Annotated in this window: 17 protein-coding genes; 4 read left to right on the forward strand and 13 right to left on the reverse strand. The window is 63.5% G+C overall.

Annotated features, from left to right (window positions below; genetic code table 11):
• Positions 1–24 precede the first annotated feature (24 nt).
• The 11 genes from ABI_RS14790 to ABI_RS14845 form a co-directional block, all read right to left on the reverse strand.
• Positions 25–702 carry a Fe2+-dependent dioxygenase gene (locus ABI_RS14790; protein ID WP_006273844.1) on the reverse strand — a complete coding sequence of 226 codons (678 nt, stop codon included), beginning with the start codon at positions 700–702 and terminating at the stop codon, positions 25–27.
• 72 nt (positions 703–774) lie between these two features.
• Positions 775–3,087, reverse strand: coding sequence for a catecholate siderophore receptor Fiu (locus tag ABI_RS14795; protein WP_006273845.1), 2,313 nt, complete (start codon positions 3,085–3,087; stop codon positions 775–777).
• Between the two features lie 180 nt (positions 3,088–3,267).
• Positions 3,268–4,116: a DUF4198 domain-containing protein gene (locus tag ABI_RS14800; protein WP_006273847.1), complete on the reverse strand. Its 849-nt coding sequence runs from the start codon at positions 4,114–4,116 to the stop codon at positions 3,268–3,270.
• Positions 4,117–4,607: 491 nt separating this feature from the next.
• Positions 4,608–5,879: an NADPH cytochrome P450 oxidoreductase family protein gene (locus ABI_RS14810; protein ID WP_006273848.1), complete on the reverse strand. Its 1,272-nt coding sequence runs from the start codon at positions 5,877–5,879 to the stop codon at positions 4,608–4,610.
• Entirely contained in the window at positions 5,876–6,862 is a 987-nt protein-coding gene (locus tag ABI_RS14815) for an FAD:protein FMN transferase (RefSeq protein ID WP_006273849.1), read from the reverse strand. The genes ABI_RS14810 and ABI_RS14815 overlap by 4 nt, the downstream gene beginning before the upstream one ends.
• Positions 6,859–7,374 (reverse strand): DUF2271 domain-containing protein, encoded by a 516-nt coding sequence (locus tag ABI_RS14820; RefSeq protein ID WP_040309304.1) that lies wholly within the window; start codon positions 7,372–7,374, stop codon positions 6,859–6,861. Before ABI_RS14820 ends, ABI_RS14815 begins: the two co-directional genes overlap by 4 nt.
• The gene (locus tag ABI_RS14825; RefSeq protein ID WP_040309473.1) at positions 7,367–7,999 is read right to left on the reverse strand and encodes a PepSY-associated TM helix domain-containing protein; all 633 of its coding nucleotides are present in this window, start codon (positions 7,997–7,999) and stop codon (positions 7,367–7,369) included. The genes ABI_RS14820 and ABI_RS14825 overlap by 8 nt, the downstream gene beginning before the upstream one ends.
• Positions 8,000–8,087: 88 nt before the next feature.
• Positions 8,088–8,585: an EF-hand domain-containing protein gene (locus ABI_RS14830; protein WP_040309305.1), complete on the reverse strand. Its 498-nt coding sequence runs from the start codon at positions 8,583–8,585 to the stop codon at positions 8,088–8,090.
• Positions 8,586–8,593: 8 nt separating this feature from the next.
• Positions 8,594–9,373, reverse strand: a complete 780-nt coding sequence (locus ABI_RS14835; protein WP_006273853.1) for a DUF4198 domain-containing protein — start codon at positions 9,371–9,373, stop codon at positions 8,594–8,596.
• A 12-nt stretch (positions 9,374–9,385) separates the two neighbouring features.
• A complete protein-coding gene (locus ABI_RS14840) occupies positions 9,386–11,557 on the reverse strand; it encodes a TonB-dependent hemoglobin/transferrin/lactoferrin family receptor (protein ID WP_006273854.1) in 2,172 nt (723 codons plus the stop codon).
• 166 nt (positions 11,558–11,723) lie between these two features.
• A complete protein-coding gene (locus tag ABI_RS14845) occupies positions 11,724–12,773 on the reverse strand; it encodes a metallophosphoesterase (protein WP_040309306.1) in 1,050 nt (349 codons plus the stop codon).
• 127 nt (positions 12,774–12,900) lie between these two features.
• On the opposite strand from ABI_RS14845, the gene ABI_RS14850 reads away from it, so the two are divergent.
• From ABI_RS14850 to ABI_RS26700, 3 genes are read left to right on the forward strand one after another with little or no spacing between them, the layout of a single operon-like run.
• Entirely contained in the window at positions 12,901–13,140 is a 240-nt protein-coding gene (locus tag ABI_RS14850) for a FeoA family protein (RefSeq protein WP_006273855.1), read from the forward strand.
• Entirely contained in the window at positions 13,140–14,969 is a 1,830-nt protein-coding gene (feoB, locus tag ABI_RS14855) for a ferrous iron transporter B (protein WP_006273856.1), read from the forward strand. The genes ABI_RS14850 and feoB overlap by 1 nt, the downstream gene beginning before the upstream one ends.
• Positions 14,966–15,142, forward strand: coding sequence for a FeoB-associated Cys-rich membrane protein (locus ABI_RS26700; protein ID WP_006273857.1), 177 nt, complete (start codon positions 14,966–14,968; stop codon positions 15,140–15,142). Before feoB ends, ABI_RS26700 begins: the two co-directional genes overlap by 4 nt.
• On the opposite strand, the gene ABI_RS14860 is transcribed toward ABI_RS26700, so the two are convergent.
• The gene (locus ABI_RS14860) at positions 15,139–17,061 is read right to left on the reverse strand and encodes a sialate O-acetylesterase (RefSeq protein ID WP_006273858.1); all 1,923 of its coding nucleotides are present in this window, start codon (positions 17,059–17,061) and stop codon (positions 15,139–15,141) included. The genes ABI_RS26700 and ABI_RS14860 overlap by 4 nt on opposite strands.
• Before the next feature lie 93 nt (positions 17,062–17,154).
• Positions 17,155–17,799, reverse strand: a complete 645-nt coding sequence (locus ABI_RS14865; protein WP_040309307.1) for a TetR/AcrR family transcriptional regulator — start codon at positions 17,797–17,799, stop codon at positions 17,155–17,157.
• A gap of 222 nt (positions 17,800–18,021) precedes the next feature.
• On the opposite strand from ABI_RS14865, the gene ABI_RS14870 reads away from it, so the two are divergent.
• Positions 18,022–19,185 carry an efflux RND transporter periplasmic adaptor subunit gene (locus tag ABI_RS14870; protein WP_006273860.1) on the forward strand — a complete coding sequence of 388 codons (1,164 nt, stop codon included), beginning with the start codon at positions 18,022–18,024 and terminating at the stop codon, positions 19,183–19,185.
• The last annotated feature ends 24 nt before the right edge of the window (positions 19,186–19,209 follow it).

The raw sequence follows: 19,209 nt of genomic DNA on the forward strand, positions 1-19,209 counted from the left end.
GCCGTGCAACGGGGGAGGATGAGTTTAGCTCGCCCACTGCCTCAGCAGGTTGTGATAAAGCCCTGTCAGGCTGACCACCTCCGGTGTGTCCCCCTGCTCGCTGCGCAGCTTCAAAACCGTCATGTCCAGCTCAAACAGCATCCGGCGGTGGGCTTCATCGCGCACCCGGCTCTGGGTCCACAGGAATGACGCCAGCCTTACCCCGCGCGTCACCGGCTCGACCCGATGCAGCGACGTCGACGGATACAGGATCGCATCCCCCGCCGGCAGCTTGACCTCATGGGCGCCATAGGTGTCCTCAACGACCAAATCACCGCCGTCATAGTCTTCCGGCTCGACCAGAAACAGAGTCGTTGAGATATCCGTCCGCGCCACAATCCCTCGGCCGACATCGGTCTGCAGCGCGCCGTCGATATGGTTGCCGAACTGGGCCCCCGTCTCATAGGCATTGAAGCGTGGCGTCAGGATGATGTGCGGGATGGCCGCCGACAGGAACAGGGGATGCCGGCGCAGTGCCGCTTCGACCATCCCGCTCAGTTCGGCCGCTTCGGGCGCGTCATGCGGTAACTGCGCATTGCTCTTGACGCCGGCCGCCTGGGGACCGGCGGAGCTGCGCCCGTCCTGCCAGCGCGCCGTCTCCAGCTTGCCGCGGATATAGGCGATCTCATCGCGGGTCAGGACCTCAGGGATATGCAGCATCATGACGGTAAATCCGAAAAAGAACCCGCCGGTTTAGTACCGGCGAGGCATGGAACTCAACCTGAAGGCTCCTGATTAGAACCGGACCGCCAGGGTCAGCATGCCGTTCAGCGGGGCGCCGGGGAAGATCCGGCCGCCGCCATTGTTGAGCGAAGCGATATAGTCTTCGTCCAGCAGGTTGTAGATGTTGAGCTGGACCGCGACGCGCTCGCTCAGGTCGTAGGCGGCCATGGCGTTGAGGACCCAGTAGGCGGGGATTTCGCTCAGGCCGGACGAAGCGGCCGCCCCCGGCGCCACAACGCGCAGTTGCTCGGAGGTGTAGTTACCGCCGATGCCGACCGTGAACTTTTCGGTCACATCATACGACGTCCACAGCGAACCGGTCAGGTCGGGCGACCAGCGCGCCGCCGCACCTGTGGCGTTGTTGCCGGTGGCCTGGCCCTCTTCGACCGAAGTGTCCATGGTCGCCAGGCCGGCAATGACCTGCCACTTCGGCGTGACCTGACCGACGGCGCCGAATTCCAGCCCCTCGACCTTACGCTTGCCGAACTGGCGAACCGTGATGCCGGCGCCCGGATCGATGTCCTCGACGATTTCGTTCTGATGTGAGGTCGCGTACCAGGCCGCGGTCAGGGACAGGCGGTTGTCCAGCAGGTCCCACTTGGTACCGACCTCGATATTGGCCGTTTCCTGCGGGTCCAGATTCGGGCTGCCGATATTGGTCGCCGTGTCCGACAGGGCAAAGTTGGCGCTGCCCGGCGGCGTGACGGAATTGCCGATGGCGGCGTAGAGGCTGCCATTGGCGCGCGGCTTGTAGACCACACCGGCATTCCAGCTCACGGCCGTGCCGTCCTTGCTCAGGTTCACCGGGATCAGGGTCCCGACGGTATAGCCCGTATCGGTCGCCGTCGTACGGCGGGCACCGCGGGTCGTGGTCTTGTAGCTGTCGACGCGGACCCCACCATTGACCAGCCACTGGTCACCCAGCTTCACCGTGTCGAACAGATAGGCGGCCACCGTGGTGGTTTCGCCATCGCTATAGGCGCCGGTGTCCAGAGGGTCCGGCAGGGCCTGGTTCGGGTTCGGGTTGTACAGGTTGGCCACGGGGACGGTGACACTGACGGTACCCGTCGGCGTGACATAGCTGGTGTTGTAGGTGCGGTTGAACTGGCTCTCCGACGACACTTCGACCCCGCCCGACAGGTCGTGGGTGATCGAACCCGTCGTCCAGCTACCGCGCAGATTAGTGGCATTGGCCAGGATGGTGTTTTCCTGGTCGACCTTCTGGCGCGACAGGTTGACGGTCCAGGTCGCCGGGTCATTGAGGTTCGGCGCGGTAATGCCGGTCGCGCCGGTGTTCACACCGGTCAGGACGCGGTCCATGGTCGAATGGCCGTAGCGGGTGGTGTTGCTCAGCTTCAGGCCCGAGGCGAAGTCGTGTTCGATCTTGCTGGTGATCAGGGCCGCTTCGACGTCTTCATGGTCATTGACCGAACCATAGAAGTTCTCGCGATTGACGCGCTGCCCGGCTTTGATCGTAGCGTTGGTCGGATAGTCGTAGCCGTCGTAACCAATGGTCGGGATACCGCCGTCGGGCACATTGTCCTGCTTCACCACCTGCCCGAAGACGTAGAACCGGGTGTTGGTGCCGAGACCCGTAGCCCAGGCCGGCGCAATACCCCAGCCCGAGCGGTTGGCGACGTCGCGGCCAGCGGCATCAATGTCCTGGGTGAAGACGTTCACACGCAAGGCACTGGTGTCGCCGGTGGCAGCATCGAAGTCCGCCGTGCCGCGATAGCCACCCGAGCTGTAGGCCGACAGGGTCGCCGACGATCCGCCGCCCAGACGCGGCAGCTTGGAGACCAGATTGATGTAGCCCGACGACGAACCACGGCCGAATTCCGAACCGGCGGCGCCCTTGGCGACTTCGATCTGGCCGACATTGAAGGTATCGCGGGTGACGGCACCCAGGTCGCGCAGGCCGTCGAGGAACAGCGAGGTCTGCGACGAGAAGCCGCGCAGCTGGAAGGTATCGCCAGCCGAGGTATTGCCGTTTTCGCCCAGCTGAATGGTGATGCCCGGTGTGTTGCGCAAGGCGTCCATCAGGGTCGTCGCGCCCTGCTGGCGGATGACGTCGCTGGTGATGACCACCATAGTCTGGGGCGTGTCGAGCTGGGCCTGGGTGCGCTTGTCGGAGCTGGTCGCTGCGGCCTTGAAGCCCTGGCGCTCGCCCTTGACGACGACTTCGCTGGTGGAGTCGGCGACGTCGTCGGCCAAAACACTTACGGGGGCCAAGGCGGGTACGGTCAGGGCCAGGGCGGCCAGGGTTGCATAGTGGGCGGCGTAACGGGCGGGGCTGTGTTTACGGCTGCGGATGGAGGCGGTCATCAGACGTTAGTTCCTTTTTCCCAACCGGTTCTCCGATCGGGTTGTTTTCGATGTCCGGCCGGGGCCGGGGAGGATGCCGGGTTTCGGCGAAAGGCAAGAGATCGTTATTGCAAGTCATTCGCATTTGCAAGCCGCAAATGAACAAAATGTGTCCTGGCGGTTACCGTTCGACAGCATGTGTCAGAAGGGCATCACCTGAAACACGCCCGTGTACGACCAGCGCTTTTCGGGCATGGGCGCGTTGGGATCCGGCGGCGTCCCTTCGGGCTGTTGCACACGCGCCGGATAGCTGGCACCGATCCAGTAGGTCTGGGCCATAGGCCAGGCGATGGTCACATCGCCATTGGCATCCGACGTGACGCTAAAATCCTTCAGATTGCTGCGATACTTGCCCCCACCGGGTACGACCGTGAGGTTCAGGCCGGCAAGGGGCTGACCGTCCAGCAGAACGCGGAACTTCGCCGGTTCATCCGCCACCAGTTCCGACGGATGGCTCAGGGGCACCAGTTCAAGCCCTTGCCCCGTCGGTTCCAGTACGCCGTCGCTGGCGTGGCCCGAAGTGACGAAGGTTTCGACCCGGCCATAGGTGCGCGTCATCGCAACATCGGTGGCGCCGGCGGGAATCTGGCTGGCCAGGTCGGCTTCAGTGGCGCGAAAGCGCTTCTGCTCGCCATTCAGCGTATAACGACCCATGATGGCGGTGGAGACATTGGCGATGCGATAGGTACCGTCCTTGGCCAGGTTCAGGTCGAAGGTAGTGCGAAACTTGCCGTTGCCGACGTTTTCCGGCGTGACGGTGCCACCATCCGGGCCGGTGACGACCACATTGTCGAGCTTGATCGGCAGGTGGTCGAAGTCGAACAGGCCTTCCGACACAGCGGCATCCACCGTGACGTAGCGGTCCTTGCCGTCGACATAGTTGGTCGAGGTCAGCAGCCACTGGCGGTGGGCGGAGGCCGGCAACGCCATCAACCCACCGATAGCCAGGGCCAGGGCACTCGCGGCGAGAAGTGAGGATTTGAACGTCATGGGCCAGCTCCTGAACAGATTGCGGATCCCGTATCACTCATGCAAGTCATTCGCAACTGGCATTTTGCGAATGCGTATCAGATTTGGAAAAGAGATGGAAAGAAAGAGAATTTCGGGGGACCGACCTCCCGCGCGAAGCGCCTTCACTCCCATCAGCGGTGACATTCTGCGTTCGTCGTTGAGCACCCTGAATTCCGTGTCTTCCGTGCACGCCGCCATCGGCGGCGCTTCGGTGTTTTCCGTGTTCCTCGTCAACGCCAGCGGCAGGCTGGCTCGCGAAGAGCTCTCTGAGACGAAGACCGGGAACACGGACCACACGGAGGCTGCTGCGCAGCGACACTGAAAACACGGAATTCAGGGTGCGGAACTGCCCGCGCGAAAGCTCATATTACGATGACTGACGGCGCTTCGCGCGGGAGGTGCCGCAACCGGAATTCCGCTTCTTTCCGCCTCTTTCCGTGTGTTCCGTCGTCTGAGTCTACCGGCCGCGGTCAGTATAAATCCCTGCGATATCGCCCGGCAGCCAAAGCGGCTTCGATCCAGGCATCCCCGAGAATAGCGCGCAGGGCGGCATCCACCCCCTGCCCCATGGCCAGACCGCCGCACACTAGCAGGGCGCCATTGCCGCCGAGCCAGTCGCGGACCTCGGCGCCATGGGCGGCCAGAAGGTCTTGAACATATTGGCCGTCACCGTCGTCGGGCTGGGAGTAGGCCAGGTCGAGCCGTTTCAGCGGCAGGGATTTCGCCTCAGTACAGAGCGCGCCGTCGCGGACCGGATGGCGTTCGCCATAGACCAACCAGCCGGGAGTCTTCGTCTGGCGGATATGGGCACGCAGCCCGGCCAGGCCGGAGCCGGCCGCGACCATCAGCACCGGACCATCACCTTCCGGCGCATGGAAGTTGCGATGGGCCTTGATGCGCAGCGGCACAGTGTCGCCGACAGTCAGGGTTTGCGTCAGAAGCGTCGAGCCGGGACCACCTTCGACCGAGCGGACATAGAGTTCGACATGACCTTCATCCGGCAGGGAGGCCAGGGAATAGTCGCGGCGATGACCATCAGCGGTCAAAATCTCGGCCAGATCACCGGCCTGCCAGTTCGGCAAGACATCCGCTGTCAGGCGCAGGCGATACAGCGGCTGCTCACCCTGTGGATTGAGACGCCCTCGCGACGCCAGCCGCCATGGCGCAAACACAGCCTCGTCAGCCGCGTCGCCGGCGCCCAGGCCATGCAGTAGATCGTCCCATTGTTTCAAGGCGACGGCATCGAGATCGTCGACCTCAATGCACGGCACCAGGGCGTGGGCCTTGTTGGCTTCCAGCCAATCGAAAATGCGGCGCCCAAAGGCGCAGAAGCGATCGTACTTGCGGTCGCCCAGGGCCAGGACAGCAAACCGGCGATTGGCCAGGTCGAGCGTCTTGCACAACAGCCCGCGCTCGAACCCGACCCCTTCATCCGGCGCGTCGCCGTCACCCGTCGTCGAAGCCACGACCAGAATCACCTTGGCGGCACTCAGCCTATCGGCGCCGGCATCGCGCAACGACACCACGACAGCATCGCGGCCACCGGCCACCAGTTGGGCGTGGCTGTGGCGGGCGATCTCCTCGGCCTGGCCGGTCTGGGAGGCGAACAGCACCAGATAATCCGCCGAGCCGGCGATCTTCGTGCGCGGCCACAGCGACCACAGGCAGGTTAGGACAAAAAAGGCCATTGCCCCCCACGCCCACAGCCAGCGCTCCGTATCCTGGGTCATCAGTTCGGTCACAGCCAGGCCTCCAGGGCGGGGCTCAAGACTTCGCGGACACTGTCGCCGTCGCGTACCCGTAAAAGGCAGGCAATGTTTTGGCGGGTGGCGAAGTCGAGCGCCTTCGCCTCCCCCATCACCATCAGTGCCGTGGCCAGGGCGTCAGCCCGCCAGCAGGCGGGATCCAGCACGGTGGCGCCGGTGATATTCGACGCAGTCGGGGCGCAAGTCTTGGCGTCGATGGTGTGCGACATCACCTTGCCGTTGTGGACGAAGAAGCGCCGGCTGTCGCCCGAGGTGGCGACGGCCATTTCATGCAGGGCGATGACGGCGTCAGCACCTTCGATCTCGACCCACCACGGCAGACCGTCCGGCTGCACGCCCCAGCCTGTCAGTTCCCCGCCGACCTCGACCAGGGCGGCGACGCAGCCGGGCTCAGCCTTGACCAGGCGCAGCAGTTCGTTGGCGGCAAATCCCTTGGCGATGGCGCACAGATCGATGCGCACGCCCTGCGGCCTGACCATGCCGTCGGCCTGCCAGGTCAGCTGACGCCAGCCGCCGCCGCTCAAGCCGGAGACATCGGCCAGGCCGTCGGGGACGGCCTTTGCGCCGAAGCCCCATGCCTCGACGGCGTCCAGCAGGCAGGGGTCAAAGGCGCCGCCACTGAGGCGCGCCGTGTCCAGGGCGTGTCCCATGACCACGGTGAACATCGGCGGCAGCTCTACGAAACTACCGGGTTCGGCAGTGTTGAAACGCGTCAGATCGCTGTCCGCCCGATAGGGCGACATTTCGCGATCAACCTGATCCAGCTTGGTTTCCAGGCGCTTGTTCAGGTGGGCGAACGCGCGTTCGCTCAGGCCGGGATCGGCCAGCAGGATCACCTTCCAGGCCGTGGCGAAGGCCTCGCCTTCCAGGACGTACTTACGCGCGGTCGGGTGCGGCCTGGGCATGCCGCCGAGTGGCGGGATCAGAACCTTGCGGCCGCTGACGCTTTCGGGTTTCACGGCTTGTAGGTCAGGCTGACCGTACCCAGTTCGCCGTCACCCTTGCCCGATACCGCGCCCCCCTTGCCGGGCGTGTAGGTGAAGGGCACCTTGACCAGGTCATGGCCTCCGGCTTCACGCGAAGCCTCGACCACCAGGACATAGGCGCCGGGCTTCAGGCCGGCGATCTTGGCGGTATCGATGCTCAGGGTCTGGCGGCCCGGCGCGCGGGTCGTCGAGGTGACGCCGTCGATCGGCAGCTTCAGGTCGCGGCCGCTCTTTCGCCACCAGACGCGCATGTCCTGCAGCCACTTCTGGCCGGCGCCATCACGCTTCTTGACGTCGTACCAGACGAACAGGTTGCCGGCGTGCGCGCCCGAGGCGTTTTCCAGCCAGCCGGCGACGTAGGGCTTATGGTACTCGGCGACCTTGTGCTGGGGAATCTCGACGTCCAGAACCAGTTGACCGGCGCTCGCACCGGTCGCCGTGAGGGCCAGCGCACCGCCGGCAAGGAACATCTGTGTCTTAAGCATGTACGAACACCATGAACAGGATAAAGGGAATGACCAGGCCGGCAGCCGCCAGGGGCCAGGTGATGCGGCGGTTTTTGGCGTAGAGCCACAACAGGCCAAAACCGGTGACCGAGAAGATCACGCAGGCTATGGCCAGGATATCGATGAACAGCGACCAGACGGCACCGGTGTTGCGGCCCTTGTGCAGGTCGTTGAGGACAGCGATCACACCCCGGTCGGTGCGCTCGTAACTGACGTGGCCGTCGGCCTTGTCGATGGTCACCGAGGTGTCGACGCCGGGACCGGTCAAGTCGATATAGATGTCGTCCTCGGAGACCTCGGCCTTGACCCGCGCCACGTCAGCACCGGTCAAGGCCTTGATTTCCCGGGCCAGTTCCGCCGGTACCGGCTTGCCGGTTTCCGCCTTGGACAGACCGTTGAAGCCGGCTTCCGAGAGATCCTTTTCCACCCGCTGCGTCTTCGGTTGCGCCTCGATCTGCGACGCATGGTTCAGGGTGAAGCCGGTCACCGAGAACAGCAACAGGCCGACCAGGCAAAGGGCTGAGCTGATCCAGTGCCATTGGCGCAACTGGTTGCGCCAGAAGCCTGCCAAAGAACCTGAAAGCACGGGCGAGGGTGAGGACATCGGGAACGGATAAGCGGGAGGAACAGGAAGGGCGGACTTGATAATCATTCGCATTAACAATCAGGCCCGCCTTTGGCAAGGTGAAATCTTAGGGGGCGATGAAATCGTCGCCCTTGCCGGCTACGGTTTCGGCTTTCAGCAGATCGCTATCCGTCTGGTTGATAACCCCATTCTTGTCGCGGTCCTGGCGTTCGAACATGCCGATCCCCGACGCGAGGAACTCCGCAAAGGTCATGCGCCCGCTCTTGTCCTTGTCAAGGACGCCGAAACGCACATGGGCCTGGCGCATCTGGCGCTGATATTCCTCGCGCCGCTTCTCCTCGTCGCGGTCGAACGTCTTCAGGTCCTCGTTCAGCCGTGCTTCGAACTCGGCGACATATTCGTCCTGCGACAGTTCACCGTTCTTGTCGCTGTCGGTCTCGTCAAAGCGAACCTGGCGATAGGCCTCGAACTCGGCACGGGTGACCTGGCCGTCCTTGTTGGTGTCGTATTCCTCGATCATGCCGGTGATGGCGTGTGATACGGCAAACGCCGGGCCGGCGCTAAAGGCGGCCAGGACGGCCAAGGCGGGTATAAGCGTTTTCATAGCGGCTCTCATTGGGGCAGAACTTCAAGGGTTACGGTGGCGGTGGAACTGGTCCAGGTGGTGTCAGAGGCCGGGCGGCGGACGCGGACCTGGATCAAGTAGAGGCCGGCATTGGCTGGGGTGAAACTGACCTCGCCCCTGGCATCCGACACCAGATCGAACTCGGCGGTCTTATTCGTGGCATAGGTCTGACCGTCGGTGACGATGGTGACGCGCTCGCCGCTCAGCGGCTTGCCGTCTGCCAGGACGGCAAAGCGGACGGCCTCGCCGGCATAGGCATCATTGGGCGCCGTCAGGGGTTGCAGCTCGACGCCGGTGCCGGCGGGCGGCAAGAGGCCGGGCTTGCCCTTGCTAATATAGACATCGGCGCGGGTCAGGCTCTGGACATCCACGATGACGGCACCCGGTTCCGATTTGGCTTGCGGCCCTTCCTGGAAATGGAGCTGACCGTTATTGACCGCGGCCTTGGCGACCCGGCCGGTGCGCAGGCCCGAGGTGACCCGATAGGTACCGGCGCCCCCCAGCGGCACCTCCAGGAAGCTGGCGTCCTTCAGTCGGCCGGCCGGGGTCAGAGGCGTGACCGTGCCGTCGGGTCCGACCACGACGAAATGATCGGACATCATGGCGACGTCGGGCCGCAGATCACCTTCGGCGAACGACGCTTCGACCGTAACATGGGGCCGCTTGGTATCGGGATTGAAGGTGTTTGGCTTCAAATAGGGCGAATGGGCCAGGGCCGCCGAAGCCATGAACGGCAGGACCAGAAGAGACAGATAGAGCTTTTTCATGAGACATTTCCCTTAGAATTTCACCGTCAGCGATACGGCGCCGTTGACCCCGGGCTGGGTGTAGGCGTCCTTGATGGTTGAGGTGCGGGCCAGGCCGCGGACGTCGCTCCACCACGCGTATTTTTCGTTGGTCAGGTTGAAGACGCCGGCCCGGACGGTGGCGCTATCCGTGACATCCCACCATCCGGTCAGGTCGACCGTGGCAAAGGCATCGGGTACATAGCAGCCGCCGGTGCAGGTCACGCCCAACCGCTCGGCGTCTTTGCGAACAACCGTCGTCGTATGCAGGCCCCCGCCGAAATGGCCCGAGAGAGCACGATAGCTCAGGCCCAGGACCAGCTTGGCCGGATCGATGCTGGCCAGAGCCACACCGGTCGTGGTGTTGGTGCCGCGCGCCGTGGACGCCGCCACATCGAAGGTGAAGCGTTCACCTATCTTCAAGGTGCCTCGGGCCTCGGCGCCCTCGATCTCGACCTTGGACTGGTTGACATACTGGTATCTCGCCGGGTCGCTGGCCGTGAAGGTGCCGCCGATAAAGACCTGTTCGATGAAGTCGTCATACTTTGCAGAGAACACCGTGACGGTGCCCGAGAACACATCGTTGCGGTAGCGCAGGCCGCCTTCCCAGGTCTTGCTGGTTTCCGGCTTCAGATCCGGATTGGGAAGCGTCATGTAATTGGAGACCAGGTTGGCGAAGGCGTTGTTGACCTCGGACGGGGCCGGCGCCTTGAAGCCCTCGGCATAGTTGACGAAGACCGACAGGTTGCCTGTGACGCGGTACAGACCGCCGAGCTTGGGCGAGACGCGCGAACCGTTCTGGGACGAGGCCGTGAAGCCGGTCAGCAAGGCATCCGGCTTCGGCGTCAGCTCATAGCTGTCAAAGCGGAGAGCCGGGAACAGCGATAACCTGCCGTCGAGCGCGGTGATTTCGTCCTGAACATACAGGCCGGTGCGGCTATAGTCGGTATTGGGGAAGGCGCGCGTCGGGAAGGTTTCGCCGACCGGCGGCACGGTGCCGTCGCGCAGCGATTCCTGGGTCGTCTTCGACCAGTCGCCGCCATAGATGAGGTTGTGCGTCACGCTGCCCGTGGCGAATTCACTGGTCAGCGTGACGCTGCTCCCGACGCTCTCGGTGTCGAAACGATTGATCCGGGTGCGGTCGGCGGCGGTGTTGCGGTCCTCGGACGAGACCTGATCGCTGTGAGAGCTCTGGCCGTACACGGCGACCAGGGCGGTCTTGACGACGCCGTCGCCGCGATAGCCGTAGTCCACGCTGATCCGGTCACGATCGGTCGTGTCCCTCGCCCACAGGCTCAGGGTCGAGGTCGAAACGAGCGGCGGAACGGCGACGGCTGACCAGGCGCTGGTGTCGACTTGCGATTCCTGACGGTCATAGGTCAGGCGCAGGCGATGGGTGTCGGAAGGCTCGTAAACCAGCTTGGCCAGCAGCGACTGGCTGTCAATATCCTGCGGGTTGGGTGTGGTGCGGGTGATGTTGGGCGCATCGTTGTCGCCTTGTGTTGCCTGTTCGTGTGCGGCGCGCTGGGACCAGGCCACCATGCCCGACAGTTCACCGTGGCGGCCGGCCAGGACCAGTCCGCCGCCCTGGCTGTCGTCGGCGCTATTGCGGCCAAACTTGATCTGACCGCCGAAAGGCTTGGCGCCCTTCAGAAAGTCGGCCGGATCCCTGGTGGTGAAGTTGACTGCGCCGGCGATACCGTCCGAACCATACAGCGCCGAGGCGGGACCGCGCAGAATTTCGACCGATTTCAGAAGGTCCAGGCCGACATAATCGCCACGGCCGGCATTCTGGCCGCCGAACGAGAAGCCGTCGGGCACGCGGATACCGTCCACCGTCATCAGGACGCGATTGCCTTCCAGGCCACGGATGTTGAAACCGGCATTGCCATCCCGGCCCGTAGAGGCGCCAGCCGCCGTGAAACGCGCCGGCGAATTGCGCACCGACACGCCAGGCTCGTAGCGGACCAGATCCTTGATGTCGCTGACCAGCTGGTCGTCCATGTCAGTGTCGGTGATGACGCTGACCGTGGCCGGTACGTCGTCGACGGCTTTTTCGGAACGGGTTGCCAGGATGGCGACAGCGCCATCGTCAGCGACCGGGGCCAGATCGTCAGCCAGCACAGACGCGGCTGCCGCTAACAGCCATAGGGGAACGGTCATCATCAACGCAGTGCGCATCGCTAATCTCCTCAGATTGATGAGGCGGCGATAATGCGAATGATTTGCAGAGTCAAGACTTAATGCGAATGATTCTTAATAACATGGTGATAATGTGGCGTGAGGGACGCGCCAGACATCGCGAACCACAGTTAGGCATTTGGGTTCCACCCTACTTGCAGTCGCTGGCCGATGATGGTGTCGTTCCCGGCACTTCGCCCGTCACCAATCCCTGGGCGCGCAAAGGCTCAGTCGCGTCCAGGTCGATCCAGACATGGGTGACGTCGCGCACGGCGCACATCTCGCCGCTATCGCGATACCAGACGTCGCCCGCCGCATTCAGCTCATAGACCTGACCGGGCGCCCAGGACTGGAACACACGAAACGGGCCTGTGTCGCCATGAATCAGAAACACCGGCTTGCCGAAACTGGCCGCCAGGGCCGGTAACATGTCGCGGACGGGAAAGAAGCCGTCACAGGGTGTTTCCCGCTTGCCCGCTACCGCGTCGTAGCAGGGATGGCCGAACGCCGTGGGGTCGACCTCGGTCACCATATCAGCCTGCATGATGACCACCACGCCCTGGGCATTCTTGGCCCTGGCGACGGTAAAGGCTTCGTTTAGCCAGCCGACATTGGCCAGTTCGCGCGCCTCGGCTGCCTTGGCCGCGGCTGTCAGGTCATCGCCCATCACCGAGTCGCGGCCATTGTTGGTGCCGGTTATATGCAGGGTGGTCCACACCAGACCGGCATGCAGGAAACGTGCGTTTTCCGGCTGGCCCGTCTGCTGGACGTAGGCGTAGGACGGATCAGTCAGGGCCGGCGTGGCAAAAAAGCGGCTGCGCAGGGTGTCGAGCCGCGCCAGTTCCGAGAACTTCGTCGTGGTGCCCGGCATGTCCTTACGGTCGCAGTCGGTCCATTCGTTGTCGCCGGGCGTGTAGACGACCGGTATCGGCCGCAAAGCCTCGACCAGTGCTGCAAACCGGTCGTCCGGCGCGCCGCAGACCTCCCCACCCGACTGAACATCACCGACATGCACGACAAACGGCGGGTTGATCGCCTTGATCTTGGGAATGGCGGTGGCCAGCATCGCCTCGTCGCTGGCATTGTAGGGCGTGTCACCGATGACCACGAACTCCACGCGCGCCGGGGCCTCTCCGTGGGGCAGGCTGGCGCAGGCGCTTAAGCCTGCCAGAGCAAGGCAGATCGATACGAAGCGGATCATGGCGGGCCTCCGAAGACTTGGTGCACTCAACACCTGGCGGCCTTTCGCCGCAAGACAAAACGCACGCACGCGCTTGACCCCACCGTCAACACAATGATAATCATTCTCAGCTTATTGACTGGCGGCCATGAAACTCACCGAACTGAAAGCCTTTACCCCTGCCCGCGTCGTCGCGGTCAGCGACACCTCCGACACCGATCCGATCGCGCGGCGCCTGCGCGAGATCGGCTTTGTCGACGGGGAACCGCTTCAGGTGGTCGGCCGCGGGCCGTTCGGCGCAGATCCCCTGCTGATCCAGATCGGCTTTACCCGCTTTGCCCTGCGCCGCTCCGAGGCCGCCCGTGTCACGGTAGAACTGGCGGCCTGATGTCCACGCTCAATATCGCCCTCGTCGGCAATCCCAACTGCGGCAAAACCGCCCTGTTCAACCAACTGACCGGCTCGCGCCAGAAGGTTGCCAACTATGCCGGCGTTACGGTCGAGCGCAAGGAAGGCACCTTTACCGCGCCGTCCGGCCGCACCGTCCATGTCCTGGACCTTCCCGGCACCTACAGTCTGGACGCCCTGGGTGCCGACGAAATCATCACCCGCGACGCCTGCCTCGGCCAGATTGAAGGCGTTGCCGTACCCGACGTGATCGTCTGCGTCGCCGACGCCACCAATCTGCGCCTGCACCTGCGCTTCGTGTTGGAAATCCGCCGCCTGGGCCGGCCAATGGTGCTGGCGCTGAACATGATGGATGCGGCCCGCAAGCGCGGCATCGAAATCGATACCGCCGCTCTTGAACGCGAACTGGGGCTGCCGGTCATTGAGACGGTCGCCGTCACATCCGAAGGCACCAAGGCGCTGATCACGCAGATCGATCGTGCCACGCCCTCAGCGCCGCCCATCAATGCGGTCGACATCGACCATAACGAAACCCGCCGGATTCTGTCGGCGACCGTGGTCATGCCGACCCGTACTGCGAAAACCGACGACGCGCTCGACCGCTTCCTGCTCAATCCTTGGCTGGGCATTCCGCTTCTGCTGTTCATCATGTTCCTGGTCTTCCAGGCGGTGTTCACCTGGGCGGCGCCGGCCATGGATGCCATCGAGGCCAGCCTGGCCTGGCTGGGCGGCATTGCGACACAACCTCTGGCCGACGGCCTGCTGAAAAGTTTCATCGCCGACGCCCTGTTCGGTGGATTGGGCAGCGTCCTGGTCTTTCTGCCGCAGATCATCATCCTGTTCTTCTTCATCCTGATCCTCGAAGAATCCGGCTACCTGCCACGCGCCTCCTTCCTGCTGGATCGGGTGATGGGCGCCGCCGGCCTGACGGGGCGCTCCTTCATTCCGCTGCTCAGTTCCCACGCCTGCGCCATCCCGGGGATCATGGCCACGCGCAGCATCCCCGACCTGCGCGAACGCATGACCACCATCCTGATCTCGCCGCTGATGACCTGCTCGGCACGGATTCCGGTCTATACCCTGCTGATCGGCGCCTTCCTGCCGAACACCCAGGTCTTCGGCGTCCTCAGCTTTCAGGGGCTCGTCCTGTTTGGCATGTACCTCATCGGCATCCTGTCAGGCCTGATCGTTTCGTGGGTGATTTCGATCAGCCGCCGCGAAAAGCGCGAATATCCGCTGCTGATGGAGCTGCCGTCCTACCGCTTCCCCAACCTGAAGAGCCTGGCGCTGGGCCTGTGGGAGCGTGCCATGATCTTCATCCGCCGCATCACCGGCATCATCTTCGCCGTCAACACCCTGCTGTGGGTGCTGGTCACCTTCCCGGGCAAGCCCGACGGCGCGACAGGGCCCGATATCGACTATTCGATCGCCGGCCGTATTGGCCATTTCATCCAGCCGGCGTTTGATGCCATAGGCTTCAACTGGCAGATTTGTGTTGCCCTGATCCCTGGCCTGGCGGCGCGCGAAGTGGCGGTATCGGCGCTCGGCACCGTCTACAGCGTCGCCGGCAGCGACGACGAAATCGCCAGCCAGTTGGGCGGGTTGATCTCGTCGCAGTGGTCGCTGGCGACGGCCCTGTCGCTGATGGCGTGGTATGTCTTCGCGCCGCAGTGCCTGTCGACCCTGGCCGTGATCAAGCGCGAGACCAACGGCTGGACATACGTCGCCATTACCGCCGGCTATCTGTTCACCCTGGCCTATGTGGCCGCCTTCGCCACCTATCAGATAACCCTGGGACTGACATCATGATCCAGGGAGTAATCGTCGCTCTGATCGTAGCCTTCGCAGCGTGGCAGATCCTAAAGCGCTTTCTGCCAAAGAAAGCGACCGCCAAGTCCGACGGCTGCGGCTCGGGCTGCGACAGCTGCAATGGCTGCAAGGCGATCGACTTCGGGCCGCTTGAGCCCAGGGACCGAGGTTAGGGCGCTACCGCCTGTTCAAACGGCACTGCCGGCAGGCCGGTCTTACCGTCATACAGGTTGCAGGTCGGCGCATCCGCCCAGCAGAACCGCACCTTGGTCGCATTGGCCGCTGCCAGCAACACCACCGTCTTTCCGCTCGCCTCTGCGTCGACATAGCGGCATTCGTTACCCACACAGGCTTCGAACCCGATCGGCCGGTTCGAGCTGTAGGTGATGAAATCGCCCTCCATGCCGTCGAACGTAAGGACCAGGCGGTCGCCGTCCTTCACCACCGACGTTATCATCGGGCCCGATACCGACCCGTTGAACCCATACAGTTTGATGGCCATGGCCCGCGACAGGCGCTCGCCCAGGACCTGCTTGTTGGCCGGATGGATGTCGGTCGCCTCGCCGATATCAATCGCTGTGGCCAGGACTGCATTGCCATCTGCCAGAACCGCCAGGCGCTGGTCTTCGCGCAGGCGCGCCCATCCCGATTCTACCGGTTTCACCGCGCGGTTCTCGTAATTGGCCAGTTGAACCACGGCAAACACCATGTCGTCGCCGAACTGACTGCGCCAGTCCTTGAACAGACGTGCCATCAGGCTCTGATAGGGCCGGCCGACATTGCTCTCGCCCTGGTACCAGACCGTTCCGGCAAAACCGAAGGAACCCATCGGTGCGATCATGCCGTTCTTGAGGATGCTGACCCCGCCGGTGGCGTCCCACGGCGCGCGCGGCGGATTGCCTAGACCTGCCGGCACCGGGTTCCAGCGCCAGCCGGTCAGCGGCACCGCCGTGCCGTCGGCCAGCTTCAGTTGGCGTGGGGCGTCGCCATACATGCCGCCATAGCTCCACAGGTCGACGACATTGAGGACAACGACATTGTCGCCGGCCACCAGCGCGCCCTCAGGCAGCTTGTATTTACGCTCCGTCCCGGCGCCAGAGGTAAATCCCACAGGCTGGCCGTTCAGCCAGGTCTGGTCGATATCGTCGACCCGGCCCAGTTCCAGCGTCGCGCCCTGTGCCGCCTGTTCCGCCGTCACGGTGACGATCGCGCCATACCACAGCGGGCCATTATAGCTGGCCAGTTCGCGCAGACCCCACTTTTCCCAATTGCTGGAAACATTAGGGGCGGCCTGCCAGGTGCGCAGATCGGCGGCTGTCGCGGCCCACGGCGTTCCGGGCGCACCCTTGTCCTTCCACCACTGTTCGAAGCTGTGACCGAATTCGGCGCCGGCCTTGTCGGCATCCTCGGCATACAGGTTAAGCAGGTTCTGGGCGGCGGCATAGTCAGGCAGCAGGGCGTCGGGTGACAGCCATGTGGTGATGTCTGACCCACCCAGGGAGGCATGAACCAGACCGATCGGCACCTGGACGCGCTTTTGCAGCGACGCGGCAAAGAAGTAGCAGGTCGCCGACCAGTCACCGACCGTGTCCGGTCCCGCCTTTTGCCAGGCAATCTGCGACGTGAACCGTTCCTGGGGTTTGGCCTGAGCATTGACAGGGATGGTGGCCATGCGGATCAGGTCATTGGCCGAGTTGGAAATGACCACGTCTTCGTTGAGGGCGCGCTTGACCGACATCTGCATGTTGGACTGGCCCGAGCACAGATAGACGTCGCCCGAAATGACGTCATCATATTCGACGCGGTCGCCGGAACCGGTCGACACCGACAGGCGGCTGGTCTTGCCGGGCTGAAAATCCGGCAGCTCGACCTGGAAGCGGCCCTTGTCGTCGGCGGCGGCCAGTTGGCTGATATTGAAGAAGGAGACCGTGATCTCTTCGCCCGGCGCGGCATGGCCCGACACGACCGCGCCATGGCGCGGCAGCACCATATGGTCCTGGAACAGACCGTCCAGCCGCAACGGCACCTCGTCCTTGGCCACCACGGGACAAGCTGCGGCGAACAGGGCCAGGCTCAGAAGGACAGGACGCATGATCGTTTTCCCCCAAAAGGTTTTGCGTAGGCGTAGCAAATCGTGGGGCGTTTGGCGCGAAAAAAGTGCGCAGCTTGTTCGCCCCGCTGGCGCCTAACGGATCTGGCCTGGAATGCACGCCGGCATCGTAAACAGAACCTGCATGACCTGGCGCAACCCGACCAGCAAGGCCTTGCGGTCCATGTTCGGGTTGGAAATCGCCCGGATCATCATGCCGTCGAAAATCATCCCGATGATCTCGCCGCGTGCGTCCATCAAGGCCGGATCGCCAAGGCCCGGATTCAGCCGACGGCACAATCCCCGGCCCAGTTCGCGCTCCTCGATGTCGGCGGCCTGGACGATGGCCGCCACACGCGGATTGCGCGCGGCTTCCGCCAGCACTTCCAAAGCCAGGGCCGCATTGTCCGGGTCGTACTTGTGCGCAATGGCGTATTCCATCGTCTCCAGTAGCACATCCATCAGCCGCTCGTCGGGCGTGGCGTCCCACTCGGCGAATTTGGCGCGCATTTCGGCCAGATCATTGGCAACGATAGCTTCAACAATGGCTTCCTTGTTGGCAAAGTAGCGATAGATGACGCCGACGCTCATCTTCGCTTCCGCAGCAATATCGGCCATGCTGGCGCCGTGGAATCCCGAACGCCGGACACAGCGCAACGTCGCTTCGAGGATATGCTGGCGGCGTGCCTCGCGATTGGGGCGAGGTTTTGTGCAGTCCGCGGTCAGGGCGTCCGTCGTCATTCTTTACGCATATGCCTTGGTAAATAAGGATTTAAACATTTTGTAATGGCGTCTGGCGCTTGACATACACGATGTCCCAGCGTAAGGCCACCCAAATGAGAGTGAACGATCATTCTCATTTTTCGCATCTCTACTGACAGTTCTTGTCGGCATTGCGGCGCAAACAAAATTCAGTACCCTCTGCGTCATCAAGACTCGCCGTTCGTCTCCCGGAGAATCCGCATGCCCTCGTCTTTTTCGTCCATTACGCGCGGCGCCTTGCCGGTGGCGGTCTTGCTGGCAGCCTCGCTCGCGGTCACGGCTTGCGGCAAGAAGCCGGAAGGTATGCCCCAAGGCAGCGCAACCGAGGTCGGTATCGTCACCGTCCAGTCCGAAGCCGTGCCGATCACGACGGAACTGACCGGACGGACCTCCGCCTATCTCGTCTCGGACGTTCGCCCCCAGGTCAGCGGCCTGATCAAGTCGCGCCTGTTCACCGAAGGCGGCTATGTCCGTCAGGGCCAGTCGCTGTACCAGATCGACGCCGCCCCCTTCCAGGCCCAGTACGCCCAGGCACAAGCCCAGTTGGCCCAAGCCAATGCCGCCCTGACCAGCGCGAAGCTGCGCGCCGAGCGTTACGCTGAACTGGTCAAGGTCAATGCCGTCTCCAAGCAGGAGAATGACGACGCCCAGGCGGCGCTGGGCCAGGCCAAGGCCTCCGTCCAGGCGGCCGAGGCTTCGGTGCAAAGCGCCGCGATCAATTTGAACTACACCAAGGTTGCCGCCCCGATTTCCGGCCGCATCGGCAAATCCAACGTCACACCAGGCGCCCTGGTCACGGCCGCGCAGGCGACCGAACTGACGCGCATCCAGAACATTGAACAGGTCTATCTCGACATCAACCAGTCGGTCGGCGAACTAAACCGCCTGAAGCGCGCCGCCGCCGGTGGTGAGATCAGCGAAGCCGCCACCGCCGATGTCGAACTGATCCTCGACGACGGCAGCATCTATCCACTGAAGGGCAGGTTGCAGTTCTCCGACGTCACGGTCGATCCCGCCACCGGAACGGTGACGCTGCGTGCCCTGTTCCCCAACCCCAACGGCGCGCTGCTGCCCGGCATGTACGCCAAGGCCCGGGTCATCTCCGGCGTGGTCGGCAACGGCATCCTGGTGCCGCAGCCGGCCGTCACCCGCGACCCCAAGGGCAATGCCATGGTGATGGTTGTCTCCAAGGACAACAAGGCCCAGCCGCGCCCGGTCAAGACCACCCAGACGGTCGGCGACAAGTGGCTGGTCACCGAAGGGCTTCAGCCCGGCGACCGCGTCATTGTCGAGGGCCTGCAGAAGATCATCCCCGATGCCCCGGTCAAGCCGGTGACTATCGGTGCCGCCGCCGAAAAAAAATGAGACTATTTGCAAATTCGACAGGCT

The organism is Asticcacaulis biprosthecium C19 (assembly GCF_000204015.1).
Taxonomy (GTDB): Bacteria; Pseudomonadota; Alphaproteobacteria; order Caulobacterales; family Caulobacteraceae; genus Asticcacaulis; species Asticcacaulis biprosthecius.

Coding starts and splice junctions, on each gene's coding strand:
- ABI_RS14830 (WP_040309305.1), bottom strand. CDS start 8,585: ATGAAAACGCTTATACCCGCCTTGGCCGTCCTGGCCGCCTTTAGCGCC.
- ABI_RS14835 (WP_006273853.1), bottom strand. CDS start 9,373: ATGAAAAAGCTCTATCTGTCTCTTCTGGTCCTGCCGTTCATGGCTTCG.
- ABI_RS14800 (WP_006273847.1), bottom strand. CDS start 4,116: ATGACGTTCAAATCCTCACTTCTCGCCGCGAGTGCCCTGGCCCTGGCT.
- feoB (WP_006273856.1), top strand. CDS start 13,140: ATGTCCACGCTCAATATCGCCCTCGTCGGCAATCCCAACTGCGGCAAA.
- ABI_RS14790 (WP_006273844.1), bottom strand. CDS start 702: ATGATGCTGCATATCCCTGAGGTCCTGACCCGCGATGAGATCGCCTAT.
- ABI_RS14845 (WP_040309306.1), bottom strand. CDS start 12,773: ATGATCCGCTTCGTATCGATCTGCCTTGCTCTGGCAGGCTTAAGCGCC.
- ABI_RS14840 (WP_006273854.1), bottom strand. CDS start 11,557: ATGATGACCGTTCCCCTATGGCTGTTAGCGGCAGCCGCGTCTGTGCTG.
- ABI_RS26700 (WP_006273857.1), top strand. CDS start 14,966: ATGATCCAGGGAGTAATCGTCGCTCTGATCGTAGCCTTCGCAGCGTGG.
- ABI_RS14820 (WP_040309304.1), bottom strand. CDS start 7,374: ATGCTTAAGACACAGATGTTCCTTGCCGGCGGTGCGCTGGCCCTCACG.
- ABI_RS14795 (WP_006273845.1), bottom strand. CDS start 3,087: ATGACCGCCTCCATCCGCAGCCGTAAACACAGCCCCGCCCGTTACGCC.
- ABI_RS14850 (WP_006273855.1), top strand. CDS start 12,901: ATGAAACTCACCGAACTGAAAGCCTTTACCCCTGCCCGCGTCGTCGCG.
- ABI_RS14825 (WP_040309473.1), bottom strand. CDS start 7,999: ATGTCCTCACCCTCGCCCGTGCTTTCAGGTTCTTTGGCAGGCTTCTGG.
- ABI_RS14860 (WP_006273858.1), bottom strand. CDS start 17,061: ATGCGTCCTGTCCTTCTGAGCCTGGCCCTGTTCGCCGCAGCTTGTCCC.
- ABI_RS14870 (WP_006273860.1), top strand. CDS start 18,022: ATGCCCTCGTCTTTTTCGTCCATTACGCGCGGCGCCTTGCCGGTGGCG.
- ABI_RS14865 (WP_040309307.1), bottom strand. CDS start 17,799: ATGACGACGGACGCCCTGACCGCGGACTGCACAAAACCTCGCCCCAAT.